The 19,999-nt window shown below is 36.6% G+C and carries 19 protein-coding genes; 10 read left to right on the top strand and 9 right to left on the bottom strand.

Annotated elements, in window-relative coordinates:
* Positions 1–4 precede the first annotated feature (4 nt).
* Complete coding sequence (locus ACTJJF_RS07015; RefSeq protein WP_440699162.1) at positions 5–964, top strand: helix-turn-helix transcriptional regulator; 960 nt, start codon at positions 5–7, stop codon at positions 962–964.
* 198 nt (positions 965–1,162) lie between these two features.
* Here ACTJJF_RS07015 and ACTJJF_RS07010 read toward each other — a convergent pair whose 3' ends face one another.
* The 3 genes from ACTJJF_RS07010 to ACTJJF_RS07000 form a co-directional block, all read right to left on the bottom strand.
* Positions 1,163–1,564 (bottom strand): DoxX family protein, encoded by a 402-nt coding sequence (locus ACTJJF_RS07010; protein WP_440699161.1) that lies wholly within the window; start codon positions 1,562–1,564, stop codon positions 1,163–1,165.
* Positions 1,565–1,576: 12 nt separating this feature from the next.
* Positions 1,577–2,197, bottom strand: coding sequence for a hypothetical protein (locus ACTJJF_RS07005; RefSeq protein WP_440699160.1), 621 nt, complete (start codon positions 2,195–2,197; stop codon positions 1,577–1,579).
* A 64-nt stretch (positions 2,198–2,261) separates the two neighbouring features.
* Positions 2,262–2,861, bottom strand: a complete 600-nt coding sequence (locus ACTJJF_RS07000) for a Crp/Fnr family transcriptional regulator (protein ID WP_440699159.1) — start codon at positions 2,859–2,861, stop codon at positions 2,262–2,264.
* 226 nt (positions 2,862–3,087) lie between these two features.
* Between ACTJJF_RS07000 and ACTJJF_RS06995 the strand changes: the two genes are divergently transcribed.
* The 3 genes from ACTJJF_RS06995 (at position 3,088) to ACTJJF_RS06985 (ending at position 6,487) form a co-directional block, all read left to right on the top strand.
* Entirely contained in the window at positions 3,088–4,125 is a 1,038-nt protein-coding gene (locus ACTJJF_RS06995; RefSeq protein ID WP_440699158.1) for a helix-turn-helix domain-containing protein, read from the top strand.
* A 119-nt stretch (positions 4,126–4,244) separates the two neighbouring features.
* Positions 4,245–5,885 (top strand): serine hydrolase domain-containing protein, encoded by a 1,641-nt coding sequence (locus ACTJJF_RS06990; protein ID WP_440699157.1) that lies wholly within the window; start codon positions 4,245–4,247, stop codon positions 5,883–5,885.
* 188 nt (positions 5,886–6,073) lie between these two features.
* Positions 6,074–6,487, top strand: coding sequence for a hypothetical protein (locus ACTJJF_RS06985; RefSeq protein ID WP_312301322.1), 414 nt, complete (start codon positions 6,074–6,076; stop codon positions 6,485–6,487).
* A 104-nt stretch (positions 6,488–6,591) separates the two neighbouring features.
* On the opposite strand, the gene ACTJJF_RS06980 is transcribed toward ACTJJF_RS06985, so the two are convergent.
* The 6 genes from ACTJJF_RS06980 to ACTJJF_RS06955 form a co-directional block, all read right to left on the bottom strand.
* A complete protein-coding gene (locus ACTJJF_RS06980; RefSeq protein ID WP_312301324.1) occupies positions 6,592–7,032 on the bottom strand; it encodes a hypothetical protein in 441 nt (146 codons plus the stop codon).
* Between the two features lie 4 nt (positions 7,033–7,036).
* Complete coding sequence (locus ACTJJF_RS06975) at positions 7,037–7,384, bottom strand: DoxX family protein (protein WP_440699156.1); 348 nt, start codon at positions 7,382–7,384, stop codon at positions 7,037–7,039.
* Positions 7,385–7,564: 180 nt separating this feature from the next.
* Positions 7,565–7,978 (bottom strand): hypothetical protein, encoded by a 414-nt coding sequence (locus ACTJJF_RS06970; protein WP_065397522.1) that lies wholly within the window; start codon positions 7,976–7,978, stop codon positions 7,565–7,567.
* A gap of 196 nt (positions 7,979–8,174) precedes the next feature.
* Positions 8,175–9,374 carry an MFS transporter gene (locus ACTJJF_RS06965; protein ID WP_440699155.1) on the bottom strand — a complete coding sequence of 400 codons (1,200 nt, stop codon included), beginning with the start codon at positions 9,372–9,374 and terminating at the stop codon, positions 8,175–8,177.
* A gap of 156 nt (positions 9,375–9,530) precedes the next feature.
* Positions 9,531–10,142, bottom strand: a complete 612-nt coding sequence (locus tag ACTJJF_RS06960) for a response regulator transcription factor (protein ID WP_440699154.1) — start codon at positions 10,140–10,142, stop codon at positions 9,531–9,533.
* A 5-nt stretch (positions 10,143–10,147) separates the two neighbouring features.
* Positions 10,148–13,141 carry an ATP-binding protein gene (locus ACTJJF_RS06955; protein ID WP_440699153.1) on the bottom strand — a complete coding sequence of 998 codons (2,994 nt, stop codon included), beginning with the start codon at positions 13,139–13,141 and terminating at the stop codon, positions 10,148–10,150.
* 841 nt (positions 13,142–13,982) lie between these two features.
* Here ACTJJF_RS06955 and ACTJJF_RS06950 point away from each other — a divergent pair.
* From ACTJJF_RS06950 to ACTJJF_RS06925, 6 genes are all read left to right on the top strand, one after another.
* Positions 13,983–14,336, top strand: a complete 354-nt coding sequence (locus ACTJJF_RS06950; protein ID WP_312301341.1) for a helix-turn-helix domain-containing protein — start codon at positions 13,983–13,985, stop codon at positions 14,334–14,336.
* A gap of 427 nt (positions 14,337–14,763) precedes the next feature.
* Positions 14,764–16,020: an aminotransferase class I/II-fold pyridoxal phosphate-dependent enzyme gene (locus ACTJJF_RS06945; RefSeq protein ID WP_440699152.1), complete on the top strand. Its 1,257-nt coding sequence runs from the start codon at positions 14,764–14,766 to the stop codon at positions 16,018–16,020.
* Between the two features lie 6 nt (positions 16,021–16,026).
* On the top strand, positions 16,027–16,659 hold the full coding sequence (locus ACTJJF_RS06940; RefSeq protein ID WP_440699151.1) for a TetR/AcrR family transcriptional regulator: 633 nt from the start codon (positions 16,027–16,029) through the stop codon (positions 16,657–16,659).
* 99 nt (positions 16,660–16,758) lie between these two features.
* Positions 16,759–17,844 carry a DNA polymerase III subunit gamma/tau gene (gene dnaX, locus ACTJJF_RS06935; protein WP_440699150.1) on the top strand — a complete coding sequence of 362 codons (1,086 nt, stop codon included), beginning with the start codon at positions 16,759–16,761 and terminating at the stop codon, positions 17,842–17,844.
* A gap of 38 nt (positions 17,845–17,882) precedes the next feature.
* Positions 17,883–18,458, top strand: a complete 576-nt coding sequence (locus ACTJJF_RS06930; RefSeq protein ID WP_440699149.1) for a hypothetical protein — start codon at positions 17,883–17,885, stop codon at positions 18,456–18,458.
* Positions 18,459–18,858: 400 nt separating this feature from the next.
* Positions 18,859–19,938 (top strand): chorismate mutase, encoded by a 1,080-nt coding sequence (locus ACTJJF_RS06925; protein WP_123841939.1) that lies wholly within the window; start codon positions 18,859–18,861, stop codon positions 19,936–19,938.
* Positions 19,939–19,999 lie beyond the last annotated feature (61 nt).

Here is a 19,999-nt window from a genome sequence, read left to right as displayed (position 1 = left end):
TATATTGCAAGATAATCATACCATTCCGGACGTTCTGAAGATATTTGCCGAATTGTTGGGAACGAATCTGAAACAAAGGAAACTGGAAATTCCCTCCCGGTTTGGGAGTGGATATTGTGCCGGATTTATTTTTAATGAACACATACGGATGCTGATCAGCAATTATCAGCTTCATGAGAATATTGTCATGAAGAACCCTGAATTTAATAAGGTCAAGAAAATGCTCTTTTTTAAATTTCAGAATATTTTTCCCGGAACAGAAAAGCGTTCTGAAAAAAATATTGTACGAAAACTGCCTTCAGTACTGATAGGAACAAGTCGGCTCAATACGGATGACAGGGTTTCCATTCATACCAATACGGATACCATTAATATAGAAGTTGATGCAGATTATTTGCGTAAATTATTCCATGACGCAGATCAATCTCCTGTATTGAAAAGCCTGCTGCAAAATACAGAACCTTTTCTGTTTGAGCAGTTGATTTATCCTTCCCTTCAAAATATTGTCAATGAAATCGTTACTGAAGAAGTGGAAGATACTTTCAGACTGTTTTTTTTAAGGATTAAAGCTGAAGAACTGATATGCAGGTTACTGATGGAATTGGAAAAACGGAATGAAAAGCGCCTGTATGCTTTGAATACCCATGATATTGAAAAGATCTATGAGATTAAAGAACACATACTTGAACGCCTTGATATACCACCGGTTATTGATGATCTTGCCCTAAAAGCGGGGATGAGCTCCACTAAGCTGAAACGTCTTTTCAGGCAGATTTTTGGGGACAGCATTTTCAGCTATTATCAGGGGTTCAGGATGAAAGAGGCTGCATATCTGTTGAGTGAAAAGAGGTATACTGTTTCAGAAACAGGTTACGCATTAGGTTTTACCAATCTGAGTCACTTTTCAAAAATCTTCAACGAACATATAGGCATGAAACCGAAACAATATTCAATGATGAACTGACAGGGATCAAAAAATGGGTATTGTGGCTATTAAATATTCTCGCAGATTATGCAGACCCTTATAGAAAATCTGTGTAATCTGCACAATCAGCGAGAGATCATAATCATTTAAAACCTATGGCTTTCAATTTTATTGCAGCTAAAAGTTGCAGAGCAGAGATAGAGTAATTGTATTGTTTTTATTCTCGGGCAGCATTTATCAATCCCATTTATTACCGGTAGAAACCGCATATTTTCCTGCTCCGGTAAAGAAAAAGCTTAAACCGATTAACATATAGATTGCTAAAAGTTCCAGTGCCCAGCCTCCAAAGTCATTAAGTTTAAAAATATTAGCCGTCTGCGCAAGAATGGTCGCCGTAAAACAGTTTGCGGCAAAGATAAGACCCGCCAGCCGTGCCCTGAATCCTATAATCAGCATTACCGGTGCAATGATTTCACCTGCAAATACTCCATAGGCAAAAAAAGAAGGCAAACCATGCATGGTCATCATATCTTCAATAAATCCGATACCGTGGATCAGTTTATTAATTCCATATACCGACATTGGAAATCCAATGGCTATTCTGCTGATTAAAACTCCTAGATCAATGTTCTTTTTCATTTCTTAAATTATTTAAAAGTTATATTTTACAAATGCCCCGATATTTTCCAGGGTCTTTTTTCCGTTGTTGAACTGGTCAAAATTGGTGGCGGCACCATACATCATTTTATTCTGCTTTACTCCTAGTCTGATAAACTGTAATCCTCTCGGATAACCGCTATTGTCAAGATTTCCGATAGCCAGTACACTGAAATATCCCTGCAGGTTTTCTTTCAGGTAAGGCGTATATTCGAAAGAGACAGACTGTTCCAGTGAAAAGCCTTTCTGGTAAGTTGCTCCTATAGAGTAGGACAGTGAATAAGTGGGTTGGGTAATTTTATATTGTACATAAGCACTGAAGAAGGCACCCGGATTTTTCATTCCGAAAGCGGCATTCATGCTCAGCTTTTTGGTAAGATTATATACTAAGGTGTTTCGGATGAAGAATATATTCTCCTTGTCCCGGGTATATTCGGTATCGAACAGGGTAAGGTTGCTCAATTTCAGTCTGTCGTTCAGCTGATAATTGATCGTATGCATATAGGTATAGGAACGGTTCCCTAAGACAAGATCGGGGGTGTAAGAAAGTTTCTGTGCATTCAGTTCTAAAACCGCTGAAGCTAGTATTGTTATGGCGATTAATTTTGCCTTCATATTTCACTCATTAAAATCTGTGAGCAAAATTATTCAGGCCGGAACGGAATAAACTTAAGAAATCTTAAGAAACGTCTGAGAGGTGTTTTTTTCTCAGATAGCTCAGATATTCTACGGTGATTCCCAGATAGGAAGCGATCATGTATTGGGGGAAACGCTGTTCAATATTACGGTAAGCGGTAACAAAGTTTCTGTATTTGGTGTAAGCGTCTACCCTGGAATGTTCAAACGTTCTTTCCTGCAGGGTAACATAGGCAGACTGTATTTTCAGCCGCCAGAATTCAGAGATGGCAGGAACTTCCGTGTATAGTAATTCCAGATTATTTTTGCTGATCTGTACGATTGTAGTATCTTCATTGGCCTGGATAAACATTCTGGAAGGTAATTCACTCAGATAACTGTACAGATCATTCACCCACCAGTTCTCAATACCCAGCTGGGTGATATTTTCCTTACCTTTTTCATCAATATGGTAGGCATAAAGACTTCCTTGGACAATGAAACGCATATGTCTTGAAATCTGCCCTTCACGGAGCAGGTAATCCTTCTTTTTAAGGCTGATAAATTCCAGCTTTTGAATAATCAGATCAATTTCGTTGTCTTTTAAAGGAACAATTTCCTGGAAATGTTGTGTCAGCTGAGAAATAATGATATCTGTATCCATAATGAAGAATTGAAAACCTGCAGTTTCAGAGAATATTGCAGAGCTGCAAATTTACGTAAATATTATGGGACTTCCTGAGCGGTTAATTAAGTCGAAAATAATAGCGTTTCCGGTATTATGGGCAAATTGATGATGAAATTTTATTATATTTAACTGCGTGAATTGTAAGTTGTCAGATTCCGGACTTTTTTAGAAAAAGGTTGATGTATGATATTGAAAATTAACTATGGCATTAATAAACGATTTAGGTAAAATTATTGTATTTCTGTTCTTACTGTTGAGTGTTTTTCTGATAACAGCAAAAGCAGAACGCAAACTACCCAATTATTTATTTGCGGCCTTTCTCTTAATTTCTGTGGTTGATCTTTCCGGCTTTTTTCTGCCACCATCGGACTCTAAGATCATTAAAGGATTTAAACTGTCCAGTATCTTATTACAGCTTCCTTTGTATTTTCTATACGTTAATGCAGCCTGTTATTATAATTTTAGACTTAAGAAAAAGCACCTTTTACATGCCTTGCCTTTTGTATTCTTTTGGGGGTGGTTTGGGATAGCAGGAATTACCGGGCAAAATGACCGCATACTTGATATGGCTTCTACCGTTCAGTACTATGGTTATATCATTGCCGTATTTATAACCCTGAGAACATTCAGAAGATTGTACCGGGAAAACTATTCCAGCAATCATCATCTTACGTATAAATGGCTGATGCAGACCACGATTCTTTTTCTGATCGGGAACTGTTTTGTTATGCTGAGAGGTTTTGTAGAAGATAACGAAACGGTTTTTATGTATTTGTATACATTCTCGTCCCTTTTTGTATTATTTGTGATCAGCTGGTTTGTCTTGAATGCACTCTACCGTCCCAACCTTCTGGCAGGAATCAACAAAGATCTGGAACCTGTAAAATCTGTAGAAAAACCCAAAGAAGAACCTGAGCAGCTGAAAGTACTCCTGAATTTTATGCAGACAGAAAAACCTTACCTGGATGATAAGCTTACCCTTCAGAAACTTTCAGAGCAGATTCAGCTTCCGGAAAAGCAATTATCTGTACTGATCAATCAATATACAGGTAAACACTTCTTCGATTTTATTAATGAGTTTAGAATTAATGACGCTAAGAGATTCCTCAAAGATCAGCCCCAACTTACTGTAATGGAAATATTATATGAAGTGGGATTCAATTCCAGATCTTCTTTTTATACAGCATTCAAAAAAGAAACAGGGGTAACTCCTACAGATTACAGAAAATCAGGTGTTTAATAAGTGTCCGGTTTAAAGTCGGACTGATTTTCTTCCAAAAAAGTGTCCGGTTTCCGTTACCCGGATGTTTAAATGATCACAAAGTTTCAGATTTGCTTCATCATTAAATACTACAACAAATGAAGCCAACAATTAAACTGACACTGTTTCTTTTTTATGTCCTGAATTTCGGGATCTTTTCTGCACAATCCGGAACAAAAGATGAAATCAGGAAAGCTGATTCACTTATCAACAGTTATTCTGATCCCAACGCTCCCGGAATGGCAGTAGGGATTATAAGAGACGGAAAAATTCTTTACAAAAAAACATACGGATTTGCTAATCTTGAAGACAAAATTCCGGTAACGGATTCTACAGCTTTTGATATTGCATCGGTTTCCAAACAATTTACTGCATTTATTGTGCTTTTAGCCGGGAATGAAGGCAGACTGTCTTTAGAAGATGATATCAGAACGTATCTGCCGGAACTGAAAAATCTGCCTTATAAAATTACGATCAGGCAGCTGGCTAACCATACTCACGGATTGCCGGACTTTACAAGTATTAAAAGGCTTCAGGGATTTGGAGACGAATTCCGGGTAACGAATGATCAGGCGATAAAAACGGTTTTAGCTATTAAAAGCATCAATTTTAAACCGGGAGAACGGTATGCTTACAACAATACAGGCTTTATGCTTCTTGCTGAAATTCTGCACAGAGTTTACAAAAAAGAGTTCAGAGAACTTCTTAAGGAATATATTTTCAAGCCGCTGAAGATGACCGGTTCCATGGCTGTTAATGATCCGTTGAAAATAACTCCCAACAGGGCAGAATCTTATCAGGTAAGCGGTACAACATTTTTTAAATATCCTCTTGGGCAGATGGAAAACGGATCTTCCAATATTTTCACCACGCTGAATGACCTGTGTATATGGGCTTTGAATTATCAGCAACCTGTGATCGGAAGCCGGGAGATCTATGATAAAATGCAGCAAAATACTTTCCTGAATTCAGGAGAAAGAGTAGAGTATGGCCTTGGTCTGCAGACCGGAAAATATAAAGGGCTGGATATTGTCTTCCATGGAGGGGGTACAGCCGGGTACAGATCTTATATACTGCATATTCCTGCTTATCGGTTATCTGTTGTGTTGGCTGGAAATAAGGGCGCTTTTGACGGGCTTTTCATCGCCTATAAACTCGTTGACCTGTTTCTTGGAGATCATCAGGTGCTGCCTGCACAACCTCAGAAAAAGAGCTATACCTCTGCCGAACTTAAAAAATTTGAAGGAATGTATGAAATTAACCCTGGAAATTATCTCGATATATCAACGGACGGGAAGAACCTTTATCAGGGAGAAAGTAAAATGCCCTTAACCATCATGGGAGGTGATCAATTTGGTATTCCTGCCATACCAACAGCGAGCGTGACCTTTCATAAAGAGGCCCTTACTTTTAACGTAGGAGATTTTGCATTTGCTTGTAAGAAAGTAAAACTGGAACCGATAAAAGGGAATAAAGCAGATCTCGATAAGCTGGCAGGCTTTTACAGAAATGACGAATTCAATACCATTTATCAACTACTTGTAAATGATAATAAATTAATAGCCAGGCATCCCATCAACCCTGATGTTCTGTTGTATCCTTTAAGCTCAACCAATTTTTATTCTCATAAATCATTTTTGGGGCAGTTGGATTTCAGAAAAGATAAAAAAGGAAATATTACAGGATTTGTACTTGCCGGAGCCAATATTGCCAACGTAGAGTTTAAAAAAATAAAATAATTGACCGATCTTTTCTAAGTTGATTTATAGTCTAGGGATTGTGAAAATCATGTTATATGTATGGTTGTTTCAGGATTTGAAACAACCTTTTTTCTTATAGAATTTTAAATATAACTTTATTCGGCATTTATTTTGAAAGAAGAAAATAAAATGATAAATTAAAACAAAATTCGATAAATTAAAAACATATGAAAAACGTAAAAATTTTTATTACAGCAATGACCGTTCTCATGTTTGCTTCAGGCGTTTCAGCACAGCTTAGTCCAAAAGGGGCCGGTTCTGATAAAGACAAACATGGATGCAAAGGCTCTGCAGGGTATACTTTTTCAGTCTTAAAAAATGATTGTGTAAGACTTTTTGAGCAAAAAATACAGCTTAAAGAAGTGGATAATAAGAAAAGCTATACTTCTAATGCAACCATCATCATGAGTGAAGACGGCAAGCAGGCAGAATTATTCCTGCCTTCATCCGATGGAAGTCTTGTACTTGATAAAAAGGCATCCAAAAAAGCGGTTATCTATACAAAAGGGAAATATACGCTTACTAAAGTAAAAAATATTTACACCCTGAAACTGGCCAATAAGTTGGTTTTCAAAAGCTAAACAACTGAAAAAAACAATCTTGATTAGCATACAGAAGCTTATACATAGAAACCGGTTCAAATGAACCGGTTTTTATTCTATCTAAACATCATGGACCGAAAAAATTACCTTGCTTGCCCAATATCCAGTCTGTCAAATTTTCCTTCAGGATTTTTGTGGAATTTAAAAAATACCGGGAATGTGCCCCATTTTCCGGCATTAAATTTTCCATAAAGAGTTTGTCCGTCATTTTCAACCCGATCTATGCTGAGAAACGATTCTTTTCCCAGAGCATTGGAGAAAAAAGATTTGAAATCTACAGTATTGCCGTCATCTGTCATGACAGGGTTTTCTGTGAAAAAGCTATACCATTTTTTATCGCCTGACTGTAATGCTTCTATCGCCTGTTTTACAGTAGGATCTGTTATTTTTGATACATCCATTGTCTGTTGTTTTTTTGAAAGTTGTATTGTGGTCTTTGATTGTTGTTGATCTGTTTTTTGTCCACAGGCTATACATGAGAAACTTATCACCATGATGCTCATCAGTTTGTATTTTTTTATCATTGCTTTAGCTTTTAAGTGGGTGCTGAAGATAAATAATAAGCAGATTCAGACAGAGAAACGGAAGTTCTATGGCAACACCTTTTAAATCCCTGTTCATAAGATGAAAACACATGATCAGCAATATACCTGCTGCCATCAGAAAATTTCCCCAGACAAATGTTTTAGGGAACAGGATCATTACGGAAGCAAGTATGGTAACGGCGCCATTGATCATAAGTCCGGTTTTGTCAAAGCCCCATTTGCCAAACATTTCAGCCATTTCAGGTTTTCCTGAAATCATTGCCCACCCTTGTTTGAAGCCCATAAAGACCGCTGCAAGAATCAGTATTGAATTAATAACCTTTATAATCATTGTCCTGTTTTTTCATATTATTCATACAAATTTGCACGAAATGAATGAATGATCAATGGTGAATTTTTCGGAATTTTATTTTTTAATGAATTTTTATGAGAGACGGCTCGAATGCTTTTTAAAAGAAGAAAACCACAGTATGGCTACCACTGTGGTTTTCTACAACTAAGAACTATTAAACTATGATTCTGTCTTTAGGTAGCCAAAATGTAAAGCAGGTTCTTTTCCAAAAAGGCAAGAGAAAATATTCTGAAATTCATGAATATATCTGCATTTTATGGCATTTCCATATATCTTAAGTCCTTCCAGTATTTTTCTGGAACTCAGGTCGATATCGTATTTGATAAATGTTTCCGGCCGCTCATACCGTATCCGCTGTTCCGATGAATAGGTTCTTGAAAAACCGAATTTTTCAAGCCATTCCTCCGTAATCTTAATAGGTTTTATGGAATCAGCAGGAACTGAAACACTATGGATATCATTTTCAATTTTAACAAAATATGTCTGCCCGACACGCTGAAAAATCTCAGTGATCGTATAAATCTGGTTTTTGTACTCGACTAAGTTTCTGATTTTTAGATCTGCTACATTCATAATATTTTGAATTTTTAATGGTGAAAAGGTAAAGATGAAACTGCAAATACTATGCCCGGCATTGCATTATTAAGTCCTGTTTCAGGGAAGATTAGGTTAAATTTTTATTATAAAAAATTAATAAAGTGTTAAAACAACAGGGCTACAGCCTTTATAAGGATAATCTCATGAAAATGAATGTGGTACCTATGTGGTACTAGTTCTTCCAATCTCTTTGGGTATAATTAGCGGTGGCGAGCAGAAGAGCGGTAGTAATGGCGATCATCAGAATGCCAATGAAAACATTCCATGAATAGGCATGAAGTAGATAGCCGGTACCGCTTCCCAGAATACTTGAACCAAAATAATAAAACAGCCAGTAGATAGAGGTTGCTGAAGATTTTCCCCGTTTGGCATAGAGAGCCGTCATCTGGCTGGCCATAGTATGGGCGGCAAAAAATGAAAGGGTAAAGAGCCCAAGACCGGAAATAAGAACGAATATATTCTCTGAGAGCAACAAAATAGCTCCTAAAAGCATAGAAACAACGGATACCTTCAGGATATCATTCATCTGAAATCTTTTGGAGAGACGGCCCGTAACCATAGTTCCGAAAACACCGAAAATATACATTAAAAATATAAATGCAATGATGAAATGGCTTAAAGAGAAAGGAGCAGCCTCTAATCTGAAGGTCAGATAATTGTAGACACTTACAAAAACACCCATCAGCAATGCTGCAATGAAATACAGGCGAAGCATATAAGGGTTCGTAAGGAAAAATTTCATCTGCTTTACCTTCAGGTGATAATCTGTTTTCTGAGGATTAAAAAATTGAGATTTGGGAAATAATTTCCAGAATACCATTCCAAGAATTAAACTTTCTATTCCGATGATCAGAATAGCATTACGCCAACCGAATTCTCCGGCAAGAAGGGTTGAGAATATTCTTCCACTCATACCGCCGATCGTATTACCACTTAGATACATACTGATTGCCATTGGAACAGCTAACGCACTTACTTCCTCTGTAAGATAGGCGAGGGCTACCGCTGAGACTCCTGAAACAACAAAACCTTTGAGAATACCAATGACAATCAGAAGGTTGAGGCTTGGAACCCATGTTGACAGGATAGTGAGTAAAGCAGATGAGATCAGAGAAAATACCATCAGCCCTTTCCTGGAATAACTGTCGGCTTTAAAGGCAAAAAACAGAAGTCCCAGCGCCATACCGATTGTAGAAGATGATACAAGCAGTGAAGTATTGCCAACTGATACCTTAAAATATTCCGCAGCCATGGGCAGCAGTGGCTGAAAAAGATAAAGCTGTGCAAATACCGAAAGTCCGGAAAGAAAGATACAAAGTTTTATATACCGGAAACGCTGGCTTCCCTGGTCTGCTTTTTCAGATAGATTCATGATTTTTGCAGTTAAAAATGCACTGATTTCATAGAAAATAAGGTTTTGTAAATTTCCTGATTATTTTTCGAATGTAAAAATCATTATCTCAATCGCCATGATAGGTACTGCTTATAACGATATGAACACCGAATCGCTGAAAAATCAGTGATTTTATTAATGCATCATATCATAGACTTTGATCAGCTCAGCAATATTATTCACATCCAGTTTCTGAAAGATCCTTTTTTTATAGGTACTTACGGTAGACATCTGGATATTAAGCTTGTTGGCGATTTCGAGATTTCCGTTTCCGTCTGCCAGCAGTTTAAAAATTTCATATTCACGGGTCGACAGCTTCTCTGCAGGATTATCTCTTTTGTTCTGAATAATAAGCCCGATCAGTTCTGCCGGATAAAAGTAACCTTTTTCAATCACGGTTTTTACAGCGGTTTTGATCTCTTCTTCACTGCTCTGTTTATTCAGATAGCCTTCAGCACCTTCTCTGATGTACTGTATAGCCACATCCTTATCATAGCCTGAAAAAACAAGAATTTTTATATCTTTCCGTATCCCTTTCAGTTCGGAAATCATTTTTTTGTATTGGGTACCGGGCATATCAATATCCAGAATAAGAAGGCCGTATTGCTGGGTGGTTAGCTTTTTTTTGACCTGCTCATAGTTTTCTGCAAAATCTATTTCAAGACCAGGGAAAGCTGTTTCCAGTACCAGCGCCGTTCCTGCTCTTACTACGTAATGATCATCAGCGATTAATATTCTTTCTTTCATATAAATTAGTTTTTATTGAGCATAATTTCCACAACAGTTCCCTTGGGATGATTTTGTCTGAAACTGATTTCAGCATTTATCTTTTTGACCAAATGAATCACCATATGAAGCCCAAGGCCTTTTCCTTTAAAGCTTGGGGTTTCCAGTTTAGGATTTTTAAACAGGTTCATATAGGTGCTGATCTGATCTGCAGACATACCTGCTCCCGTATCAGCAATTGTTATTGTGGGTGTTTGGTTGTTTTCTGTAATATTCAGGGTAATTTCCCCATCAAAAGTATTTTTGACCGCATTATCCAGAAGATTGTGAATGATAGCTGTCAGAATACTTTCATTGACTCTCGAATAAACGGTATGTACCGTTATATTGGTAATGGAGGTACCTTTCTCTTTGGCAATTTCATGGAATAATCTTTTCTTGATATCCAGGATTTTATGAACAGGATATTCCTGCTCTTCAAAAATATTTTCGGCTTTATAAAGTTCTGTATATTCCTTCAGATTCAAAGTAAACTGATAAAGCTGTTCGGAGGATTTATAAATACTGTCAAAATACTTTTTCTGAAGCTCCACATCATCCGATTCATGAAGCTTTTGAGAAAGCATGGCAATGAACCTTATCGGCGTAGTAATATCGTGGCTGATGGTTTCTACAAGTTTTTTCTGATATTCTGTCTCCTTCCGCAGATCACTTTTTACCCCTTCAAGAGTAAGAGAAGTTTCTTTAAGCTCTGAATTTTTATTATGGACAATCTGCTTGAGTACCTTGTTTTTGATCCGTAAAAAATTGGTCATCAGCTGAACAATCACAATAATGATGATCAGAATAATGATGGATAGTGATACCCGGAACAGCAGCGTCTGATAAAAAAGCGGCTGGATCTTGAAGCGGATTGTTTTTTCTTCCAGTTTTCCATCCGGAGAAATAAGCATTCTTACGCTGAGCGTATATTCACCCGGAGTGAGATTGCTGATGCTGTATTTCAATTCCTTGCCTATGGCGATCGGTTCCCATTCTGTACTTTCTTTACCGGATATTCTGGCTTCTAAATAAAGATTTTCAAGGTTAGAATAATAGGGAATGTCTATAAAAATATCTGCTGTTTTATAATCATTCCTTAAATCGAGGGGCTGATGAAAATATCGGGTTTCGGCATTTCCGATCTTTATTCTTTCAATATAGAATCGTTTTTTATCAGGATAAAAAGTTTTGATACTCTCCGGATTGAAAAATACAAAACCATCCATTGAAGGAAATACAAATTCTCCGTTCTCCAGCGCATAGGCATTAGGTTGCGAATTTCCATTGAATTCATTGGACAGGAAACCGTCACGCTTGGTAAATCGATAATAATAAACAGGAGTTTTGCCGTCTGAAGCATATTGCAGAAGTTGGTTTTTCGGCACCTTAAACAAGCCGTTATTGGAAGATATCCAGTAAGATCCCTTGCTGTCTTCAAGGATATAATGGGCAGACTGAAGGTAGTTATTCCTGTCGTTAGGCATCTTGATCAGCTTTTGATTCCTGAAAAGATAAAAGCCATCCTTATCAGTAGTCACCCAGATCAGGTTATCCTTTGTTTTTATAATGTTTTTTATATGAATATTTCTCTGAATAGCTTTTACGGTACCGGTTCCAAGACTTACAGTATAAAGGCCGTCACTACAGCCTGCCAGGATCTCATTATTATTACACTGGATCAAAGTATTGACAGGATTTTTAAAATGACAGGTAAAATCCGGTTGGGAAAATATATCCTTTCTGGAAAGTCTTAGCTCATATCCGGAAGCATCTGAAATAGTGGAAGCATAAAAGTCACCGCTTTGAAAAAAAGCTTCAAATCCCTGCTTCATAAAAGTAGAATCTTTCTTTTTGAAACCAGAATTTGGATCAAATCTTATGACACTGCCTCTTTTTCGGATCAGAATATTTCCGGACCGGTCATGCATCATGAAATTGCTGTCGTTATTTCCAAACGGATACCGTCTGACAACACCATTTTTGTCAAATACAGTTCCATCTTCCGTAATGATCGTATTCTTACCGAGTGGCAGAGAAGCATAATAAATGTTATTGGAAAAAGGAGTTTCCTTTTTTGCCACATGAAAATCCGAAAGTTTGAGCACATTAAGACCGTTATTCAGAGTACCCAGATAAAGCCTGTTAAAATCCTTGCCATAATACATGGAACAGTAAGAATGGCTGCCTATTTCATCATATTTTACAAGAAACTTTAAAGCCAGATCAACACCGTTGCATTTCACAATATAAATGTTATTACGGTTGATGATGAAGATCTGTTTTGTGACCTGCTGCCAGTAGATTTTGGTCTCAGGATTATTGAACAGGGTAGGCTTTGCAGATACAGAAAGCTTTCCCTTGTCTATAGAATAAGTCTTCCGGGCTTTCATATCATTAATGAAAAGAACCCCATTGAATACAAAAATATTGTTAAGGTCCCTGTTGGAAAACGGAAGGGTTATTTTGGTTTCTTTTCCTTTTTCATCCCTGTAAGTTATGGTGTTTTTTTCCTTAAAAAGATAAGTTGAATTCTTTAGCCTGATATAATAATGAACATCATTATAAAAACTGGAGTTGATAATATTGTTGGTTACCCGGTGTAAAGAACTGTTGTCTTCAGAAAAAACGGCTTTATCATTGCTGTAAAGTCTGGTCAGCCTTGGGAATCTGTTTTTAATAATAATCTTATTTTGCTGAAAATTATTGAGAACCGTAATACTGTCTTGCAACGGATCTCCGATAAATTCTCCGAAATGAAGATTATTGACTCTGAAATTATTGAACGTGATGAATGAGCTTCCGTCATACCTTACAATTCCGTTTTCTGTAGAGATCCAGATAAAGCCGTATTTATCCTTGGCAATGGCCTTGGCGCTGCTTTGCGGAAGTCCGTTGTCTATATTATACCATGTGGAAGTATAGCGTTGTCCGTAGAAATTTATATATAAGCAAGCAAAAAACAATGCCCAAACTCTCATATGTGCAAAACTGATCTATGCTTTCTGCATCAGAGCAAAAAACGGTTAATAATAGTTTTTGTACAAGTCCAAGTTTTTTTAGTAAGCGGGAACGATTGAGAATAAATTTTTATCATTAAGGTTTCGTGGTCTTTCGTGTTTTATTTTTTTAAGTTGTAAAAGTAATGAAATTATAGACATAAACAGATATCTTCCAAACTGTTTTCATATGAGTTTTGTCTTTATTGGTAATGGATAAGGAGAATTACGGGATGGTTTTTGTAGAAATATTTCTACGGTTTGTGAAAATTTATTCTACAAAATAAACCTGTTTTGATACCAACCTGTTCTTTTTAACATTTAAAAAAGAACAGGTTGGTATTGGATACTTGTAGATTAAGTATAATGATTTTAAATGCATTACGTTGATTTTTAATATATTGATCTTGATGAGTGATTTTGAAAAATGCAATGATGAATTGTTTTAGACTTTGATTAAATATTTTTTGCATATTAGTATTTTTGTAGAAAAAATTTTACAAATGCATTGTGAAAATTCTACAGGAGATTTTTTGACCTGATGAAATGGTATCCCTACTTTTGCAAAATAGTTTTCATGGCTATCACAATTGGTTTTTACATTAAATGATTCTGAAAACACAAACAGTTTATCTCAATAAAAAGATCTCTCTTAAGGGATCTTTTTTGTTCTGAGCCATAATTCACAATAGGCATGATGGGTGTATCCTGTGTTCAAAGACTGTTGCTGAAGCATAAATGTAAATACCCGAAAAGTTCACCATGAAGTTTTATTTCTTATCATTAAATTTATATATTTAAACTGATTGCAAGAACAGATAACATGAAAAGAAGTGAAGAGATTACCCGCCACTATTTTGCCTTTTTAGAAAAACACATTCAGGATGTTATTACCGGTACTGTTCCCGAATTTTTGGAACTGAATGAGATCGCCGGAGAGCTTGCTGTATCCCATAAACATCTTACCGATACCATTAAAAAAGAAACCGGTCAGCATCCTTGTTATTTTTATGATGAAAAAATTATTGAAGAAGCTAAAAAGATGCTCGCTGCTTCTGATTATTCTGTGGCAGAAATCGCCCGTATATTTACTTACGATCCATCCAATTTTTCCAAGTTTTTTAAAAAAATGACAGGACTCACTCCTGGTCAGTTCAGAACTTCTGCCAAAATTTAATTTTTTCCTGTAAAATATCTCAGATGCTCCCGGTAGCAGGACAATTTTTGCATCTGTCTTCTCGTATTGGAGACTTAATCTTCCTCTGATTTTAGCGGAATGAAGAGTTTTTATCAATAAAAGAAAGAAGATGTAAAAAAAATAATCTTTTATAAATGAGAGGGTTGTAAAGAATAATCGTGCTTTTTTATTATTAATTTAGTTATATAGCTTTATTATTTTACTTTTTTTGTTAAATTTAGATAATAAAAAACTGATTTATATAAAAAAAACGGTTAGAGTTGCAGATATAAAATGAAGGAGTTTGGTTTACAGTGCAAAAGAATAAAATTATTGTGCCTTTAATAATATTTAATCTTTTATGCGTACCAAAGCCCTTTAAATAGTCATATATTTGTTTTTCGAACCACAACAAACAAGATTAAGGATGAGCATCAATTTCACAACAGCAACCATTAAAGACTTTGAGAATATACCAGACAATGATATGGCTCAAAGAGCTGAAATATTTTATGAATATTTAGACTTTGTAAAGTCTAACGGGCATATGAATTACAGACTGAAGAACACTTCAGGAACCAATGCCGTATTGAACGTAAATATTGCGGATCAGAACAGGGAGTTTGTTAGCTTTGTATCAAGTGATTACCTTGGGTTTACCCAACACCCTAAGGTAAAACAGGCAGCAATAGAGGGAATAGAGAAGTACGGAACAGGTACAGGAGCTACACCTCTTATCGGCGGTTACTTTGATTATCACAGCGCATTAGAGAAAAAAATAACAAGTTTCTTTAACCGTAATGAGGATGAAGCCGTTGTATTTACCACTGGCTATACAGCTAATAGTGCTACTTTGCAATGCCTGATGCTGAAAGAAGATCTGGCCATTTTAGATATGGCAGTACATGCCAGTGTGCATGAAGGATGTGCTTTTACAAATAAAAAAACATTTCCGCACAATAATTTGGAATCTTTGGAACACATTTTGAAGGTATCTGAAAATCTGTACCGTACGAAACTCGTTATTGTAGATGGAGTCTATTCCCAGGACGGGGATACTTCACGTATTAATGAGATCTATGACCTTGTGAAAAAGTACAATGCCTTTCTTATGGTAGACGACGTACATGGCGTTGGTATCCTTGGAGAAACAGGAAGAGGTACTCTGGAAGAAGCAGGATTGCTGGATAAAGTAGATATCATCACAGGAACATTCAGTAAAACGTTTGGAAACCTTGGAGGGTACGTAATTGCCAATAATAAACTGGCTTCTTTTATCAAATTCCAGTCCCGTCAGCAGATCTTCTCTGCAACAGCACCCCCATCATCCGCAGGAATCGTTAAAGCTATTGATCTTATTGATGAAGAACCCATCTGGAGACAAAAGCTTTGGGACAATATCAATTATTTCAAAAAAGGGCTTGACGACCTTGGATTAGATACAGGAATTACCCGTTCGGCAATTGTTCCCGTAAAGATCGGAGATCCGTTTGTAACGGGAGAAGCGGGGAAATTACTAATAGAAAAAGGAATTTATACAAATCCTATTCTCTATCCGGCAGTACCGAGAAAAGATGCGCGTATCAGAATGAGTGTAACGGCAAGACATGAAAAGGAACATCTGGATAAAACACTGAACGCATTTGAAGATATTAATAAAAAATTGCATATTGCAAAAAAATAATAAATTATGCCTAGAAAAGTAGTGCAGGGCCCCATTAGGGACAAAGAAAAAACCAAACAGAAACTGCTCGCTGCAGTTGGTAAAATTTTAAGAGTAAAAGGATACTCCGGTTTAAAAGTAAGTAAAATCGCAGCTGTAGCAGGCTTTGATAAAAAACTGATCTATGAGTATTTTGGAAGTACAGATAAACTGATCGACGAATACATCAAATCTCAGGATTACTGGAGCCAGGTGAATCAGGATGTAGATATGGATTTCTCTGACGGTGGACACGAACTCACCAAAATGGTAGTTCTGAACCAGTTTGAGAACCTGAAGAAAAACAAAGAACTTCAGAAAATCATCCTTTGGGAACTTTCAGAAAGTAAACCCATCCTTAAGAAACTGGTAGAACAACGTGAAGAGGTAGGAGAAGTATTATTCGGGAATATATCAGATCCTTATTTCGGAGGAGATATGGCAAAAAGACACAGAGCAATTATGGCACTGATCGTTTCCGGAGCCTATTACCTGAATCTTTACACCGGATACAATGCCAATAAATTCTGTGGGATTGATCTGAAAACAGAAGACGGCAGAAAAGAGATTGAAGAGGCTATCGTTGAGCTGATTGATTTTGCATACAATAAAAAGAAATAAAAATTAAAAGTTTTCCAATTTGAGCAGAAATAAGTTTTTTGTTGACAATTTGAAAACTTTTAATTTTCAAATTAAAACTATATTTCTTATTTTTGGCCAATGGAAAATTTTATAGTATCTGCAAGAAAATATCGTCCTCAGGAGTTTGATACGGTTGTAGGACAATCCCATATTACGGATACTTTAGAACATGCAATTGAAGAAAGCCAGTTAGCTCAGGCATTGCTTTTTTGCGGACCTCGTGGGGTGGGTAAGACTACTTGTGCCAGAATCCTGGCAAGAAAGATCAATGAGAAAGATGGCTCGGTTTCAGAAGACGGCTTTGCCTATAATATCTATGAACTGGATGCAGCGTCCAATAACTCTGTAGATGATATCAGGGAACTGATAGACCAGGTACGCTTTGCCCCTCAGGTTGGTAAATACAAAGTATATATCATAGACGAGGTGCATATGCTGTCTTCTGCCGCTTTCAATGCATTCCTTAAGACACTTGAGGAACCGCCGGCTCATGCGATCTTTATTTTGGCCACAACGGAAAAACATAAAATCATTCCTACGATTTTATCCCGCTGCCAGATCTATGACTTCAAAAGAATCGTGATTGAAGACATTCAGGCACATCTTAGAAATATTGCTCAGAAAGAAAATATCCAATACGAGGATGATGCATTGTACCTGATCGCCCAAAAGGCAGATGGAGCTTTAAGAGATGCACTTTCCATTTTTGACAGGCTTTCCACATTTTCCCAAAAAAATATCACCCTGGCTAAAGCTGCCGAAGTTCTGAATATTCTGGACTATGACCAATATCTCAATATTGTGGACCTTGCCAAGGAAAATAAAATTCCTGAAGTGCTTTCCGCTTTTAATGATATTGTTAAGAAAGGATTTGACCCTCATATATTCATTGCCGGATTGGGAAATCATTTCAGAGATCTGATGATGGCACAAAATACTTCTACAATTGATCTTATTGAAGTGGGAGAGAAGACCAAATCCAGATTTGTAGAACAGGGGCAGAAATGGGCCGCCCAACAGCTGATTGATGGTATCGAAATCTGCAACCATGCAGACATTAATTATAAAAACTCTAAAAATCCCAGACTTACGGTTGAAATTGCACTGATGCAGCTGGCTTCTCTGACAGCTAATTCAGGTGATACTAAAAAAAAAAATTCCTGATACTGGCCCCGTTTCTCAGTGAGAAGCAGGAAGTGAAAATGCCTGAAAAAGTTCAGGAGAAAAAGGAAGAAGTTAAAGCAGAACAAACTGCTGTTCCTGAGAAAGTTCAGGAAACTGCCGTAACGAAAACAAACAAACCATTATCAAGACCGGGAATTTCTTCCGGCTTCAGCATCAATTCTTTTTTGACGAAGGAAGAGAAGGTAGAAACAGCAGAAAACATTGCTGTGAAAGCAGAAAACCTCCCTCAAAACCATTTTACAGATACAGATCTGCAGATGGAATGGAAAATCATGCTTAAACAGTTGCAGGTAAAAAACAATTTTGTTTTTAATGCAGTAAAAACCTTCAAACTGGTAAAAGCAGACGAGCATAAGATCAAAGTTTTATTCCCTTCAGATTCTGCTAAAGTGGAATTTGATAAAATAAGTGGAGAATTTTTCAATCATTTCAGAACAAAAGTTCAGAACCACAGTATTGAGATAGAATACGAGAGAGACGTTGAAAATCTGAAGATTGAGGTCGTTACCAAAAGAAAAATATTTGAAAAATTTATTGAAAAAAATCCACTTTTGAAAGATCTTGATGATTTAATGAAGTTTGATTTGACATAATTTTTATATATTTGTCGAAGATTTCTGAGAAAAAACATTTTTCAATGAGATCAAATTATAATCAGAAACGCTGAAACAAAGACATTTCCAGAATAAAATGGAAAAATTATCTAACACATATCAGTCTTTTTTTGCACCCGCTAATTACTTTTTTAGCGGTTATTTTAGCTTTTCTGCTTCTTATTATAGAAATTTCAGAACGTATTACCGATTTTACTGGTATTGTTAACTGAATTTCTTTCCAAAAAATACAGGAGAAGTAGAGCCCTTTTATTATCCTGATTTCCTTTAAACAATTTTTTAACGGCATTTTTTGAAAAGAATTATAAATTAAATTTTATAATCAAAGGGCTATTGCTGTGAACTTAAAAAAAATATAAAAACAATAAAATTTAGAATAATGAATTTAAAAGATTTAAAAAATGAGTGGATCAACGGGCTTACACAACCCCTAATGATTGCTGGACCATGCAGTGCGGAAAGTGAAGCTCAGATGCTTGAAACAGCCAGAAGAATTAAAGAATCCAATGCACAGGTATCGGTTTTCCGTGCAGGAATCTGGAAACCCCGTACCAAACCTAACGGATTTGAAGGTGTAGGTGTAATCGGTTTGAACTGGCTGAAAAAAGTAAAAGAGGAATACGGCTTTAAAACAGCAACGGAAGTTGCCAATGCTCATCACGTTTTTGCCGCTTTAGAAGCTGATGTGGATGTTCTTTGGATTGGGGCACGTTCTACAGTAAACCCTTTTACAGTACAGGAAATCGCTATGGCATTAAGAGGTACTGACAAGCCGGTATTCGTTAAAAACCCTGTAAATCCGGATCTTGCATTATGGATTGGTGCCTTGGAAAGACTTTTGGGACAGGATATTAAAAACCTGGGGGTAATCCACAGAGGATTTTCAACATACCAGAAGACAAAATACAGAAACAACCCGAACTGGCAGATCGCCCTTGACTTCAAAAGCCAGTTCCCGAATATCCCGATGCTAATAGACCCTTCTCACATCTGTGGAAACAGAACTGGTCTTGCGGATATCACCCAGGAAGCTCTTAACGTAGGGTACCAGGGAGCTATTATTGAAACGCATTCCAACCCAGATGAAGCATGGAGTGATGCTGCTCAGCAGATTACTCCGGAAGTACTTGCTGAAATGATTGGGAATTTAAAAGTAAGAAGTACAGACCTGGCAGGTTTTGAAGGAGAAATGGGAAGACACAGAACATTGATCTCCGACCTTGATTTTCAATTGATTGAACTTCTTTCGCAAAGGATGAAGATTTCTGAAAAAATCGGGAAACTTAAAAAAGAAAATGACATTGCCATCTTCCAGCCGGAACGTTGGAAAGTAATTACAGAATACGCCACTCAAAAAGCAAAAGAAACAGGAATGTCTCAGGAGTTTATTGAAAAAGTTTTCAAAGCAATTCACGAAGAATCTATTGAAGTTCAGAATAATATTATGATCAACAGATAAAAGATTACAGGAATCAGGACTTAAAGATGAGGAACTTCTTCTGAATCTTTAATAAAAATTT

The sequence above is a fragment of the Chryseobacterium sp. 22458 genome, from assembly GCF_052044975.1.
In the GTDB taxonomy this organism is placed as follows: domain Bacteria; phylum Bacteroidota; class Bacteroidia; order Flavobacteriales; family Weeksellaceae; genus Chryseobacterium.
Note: the sequence above shows the minus strand (reverse complement) of the source record. Positions and strands in the feature narration are given on the sequence as shown.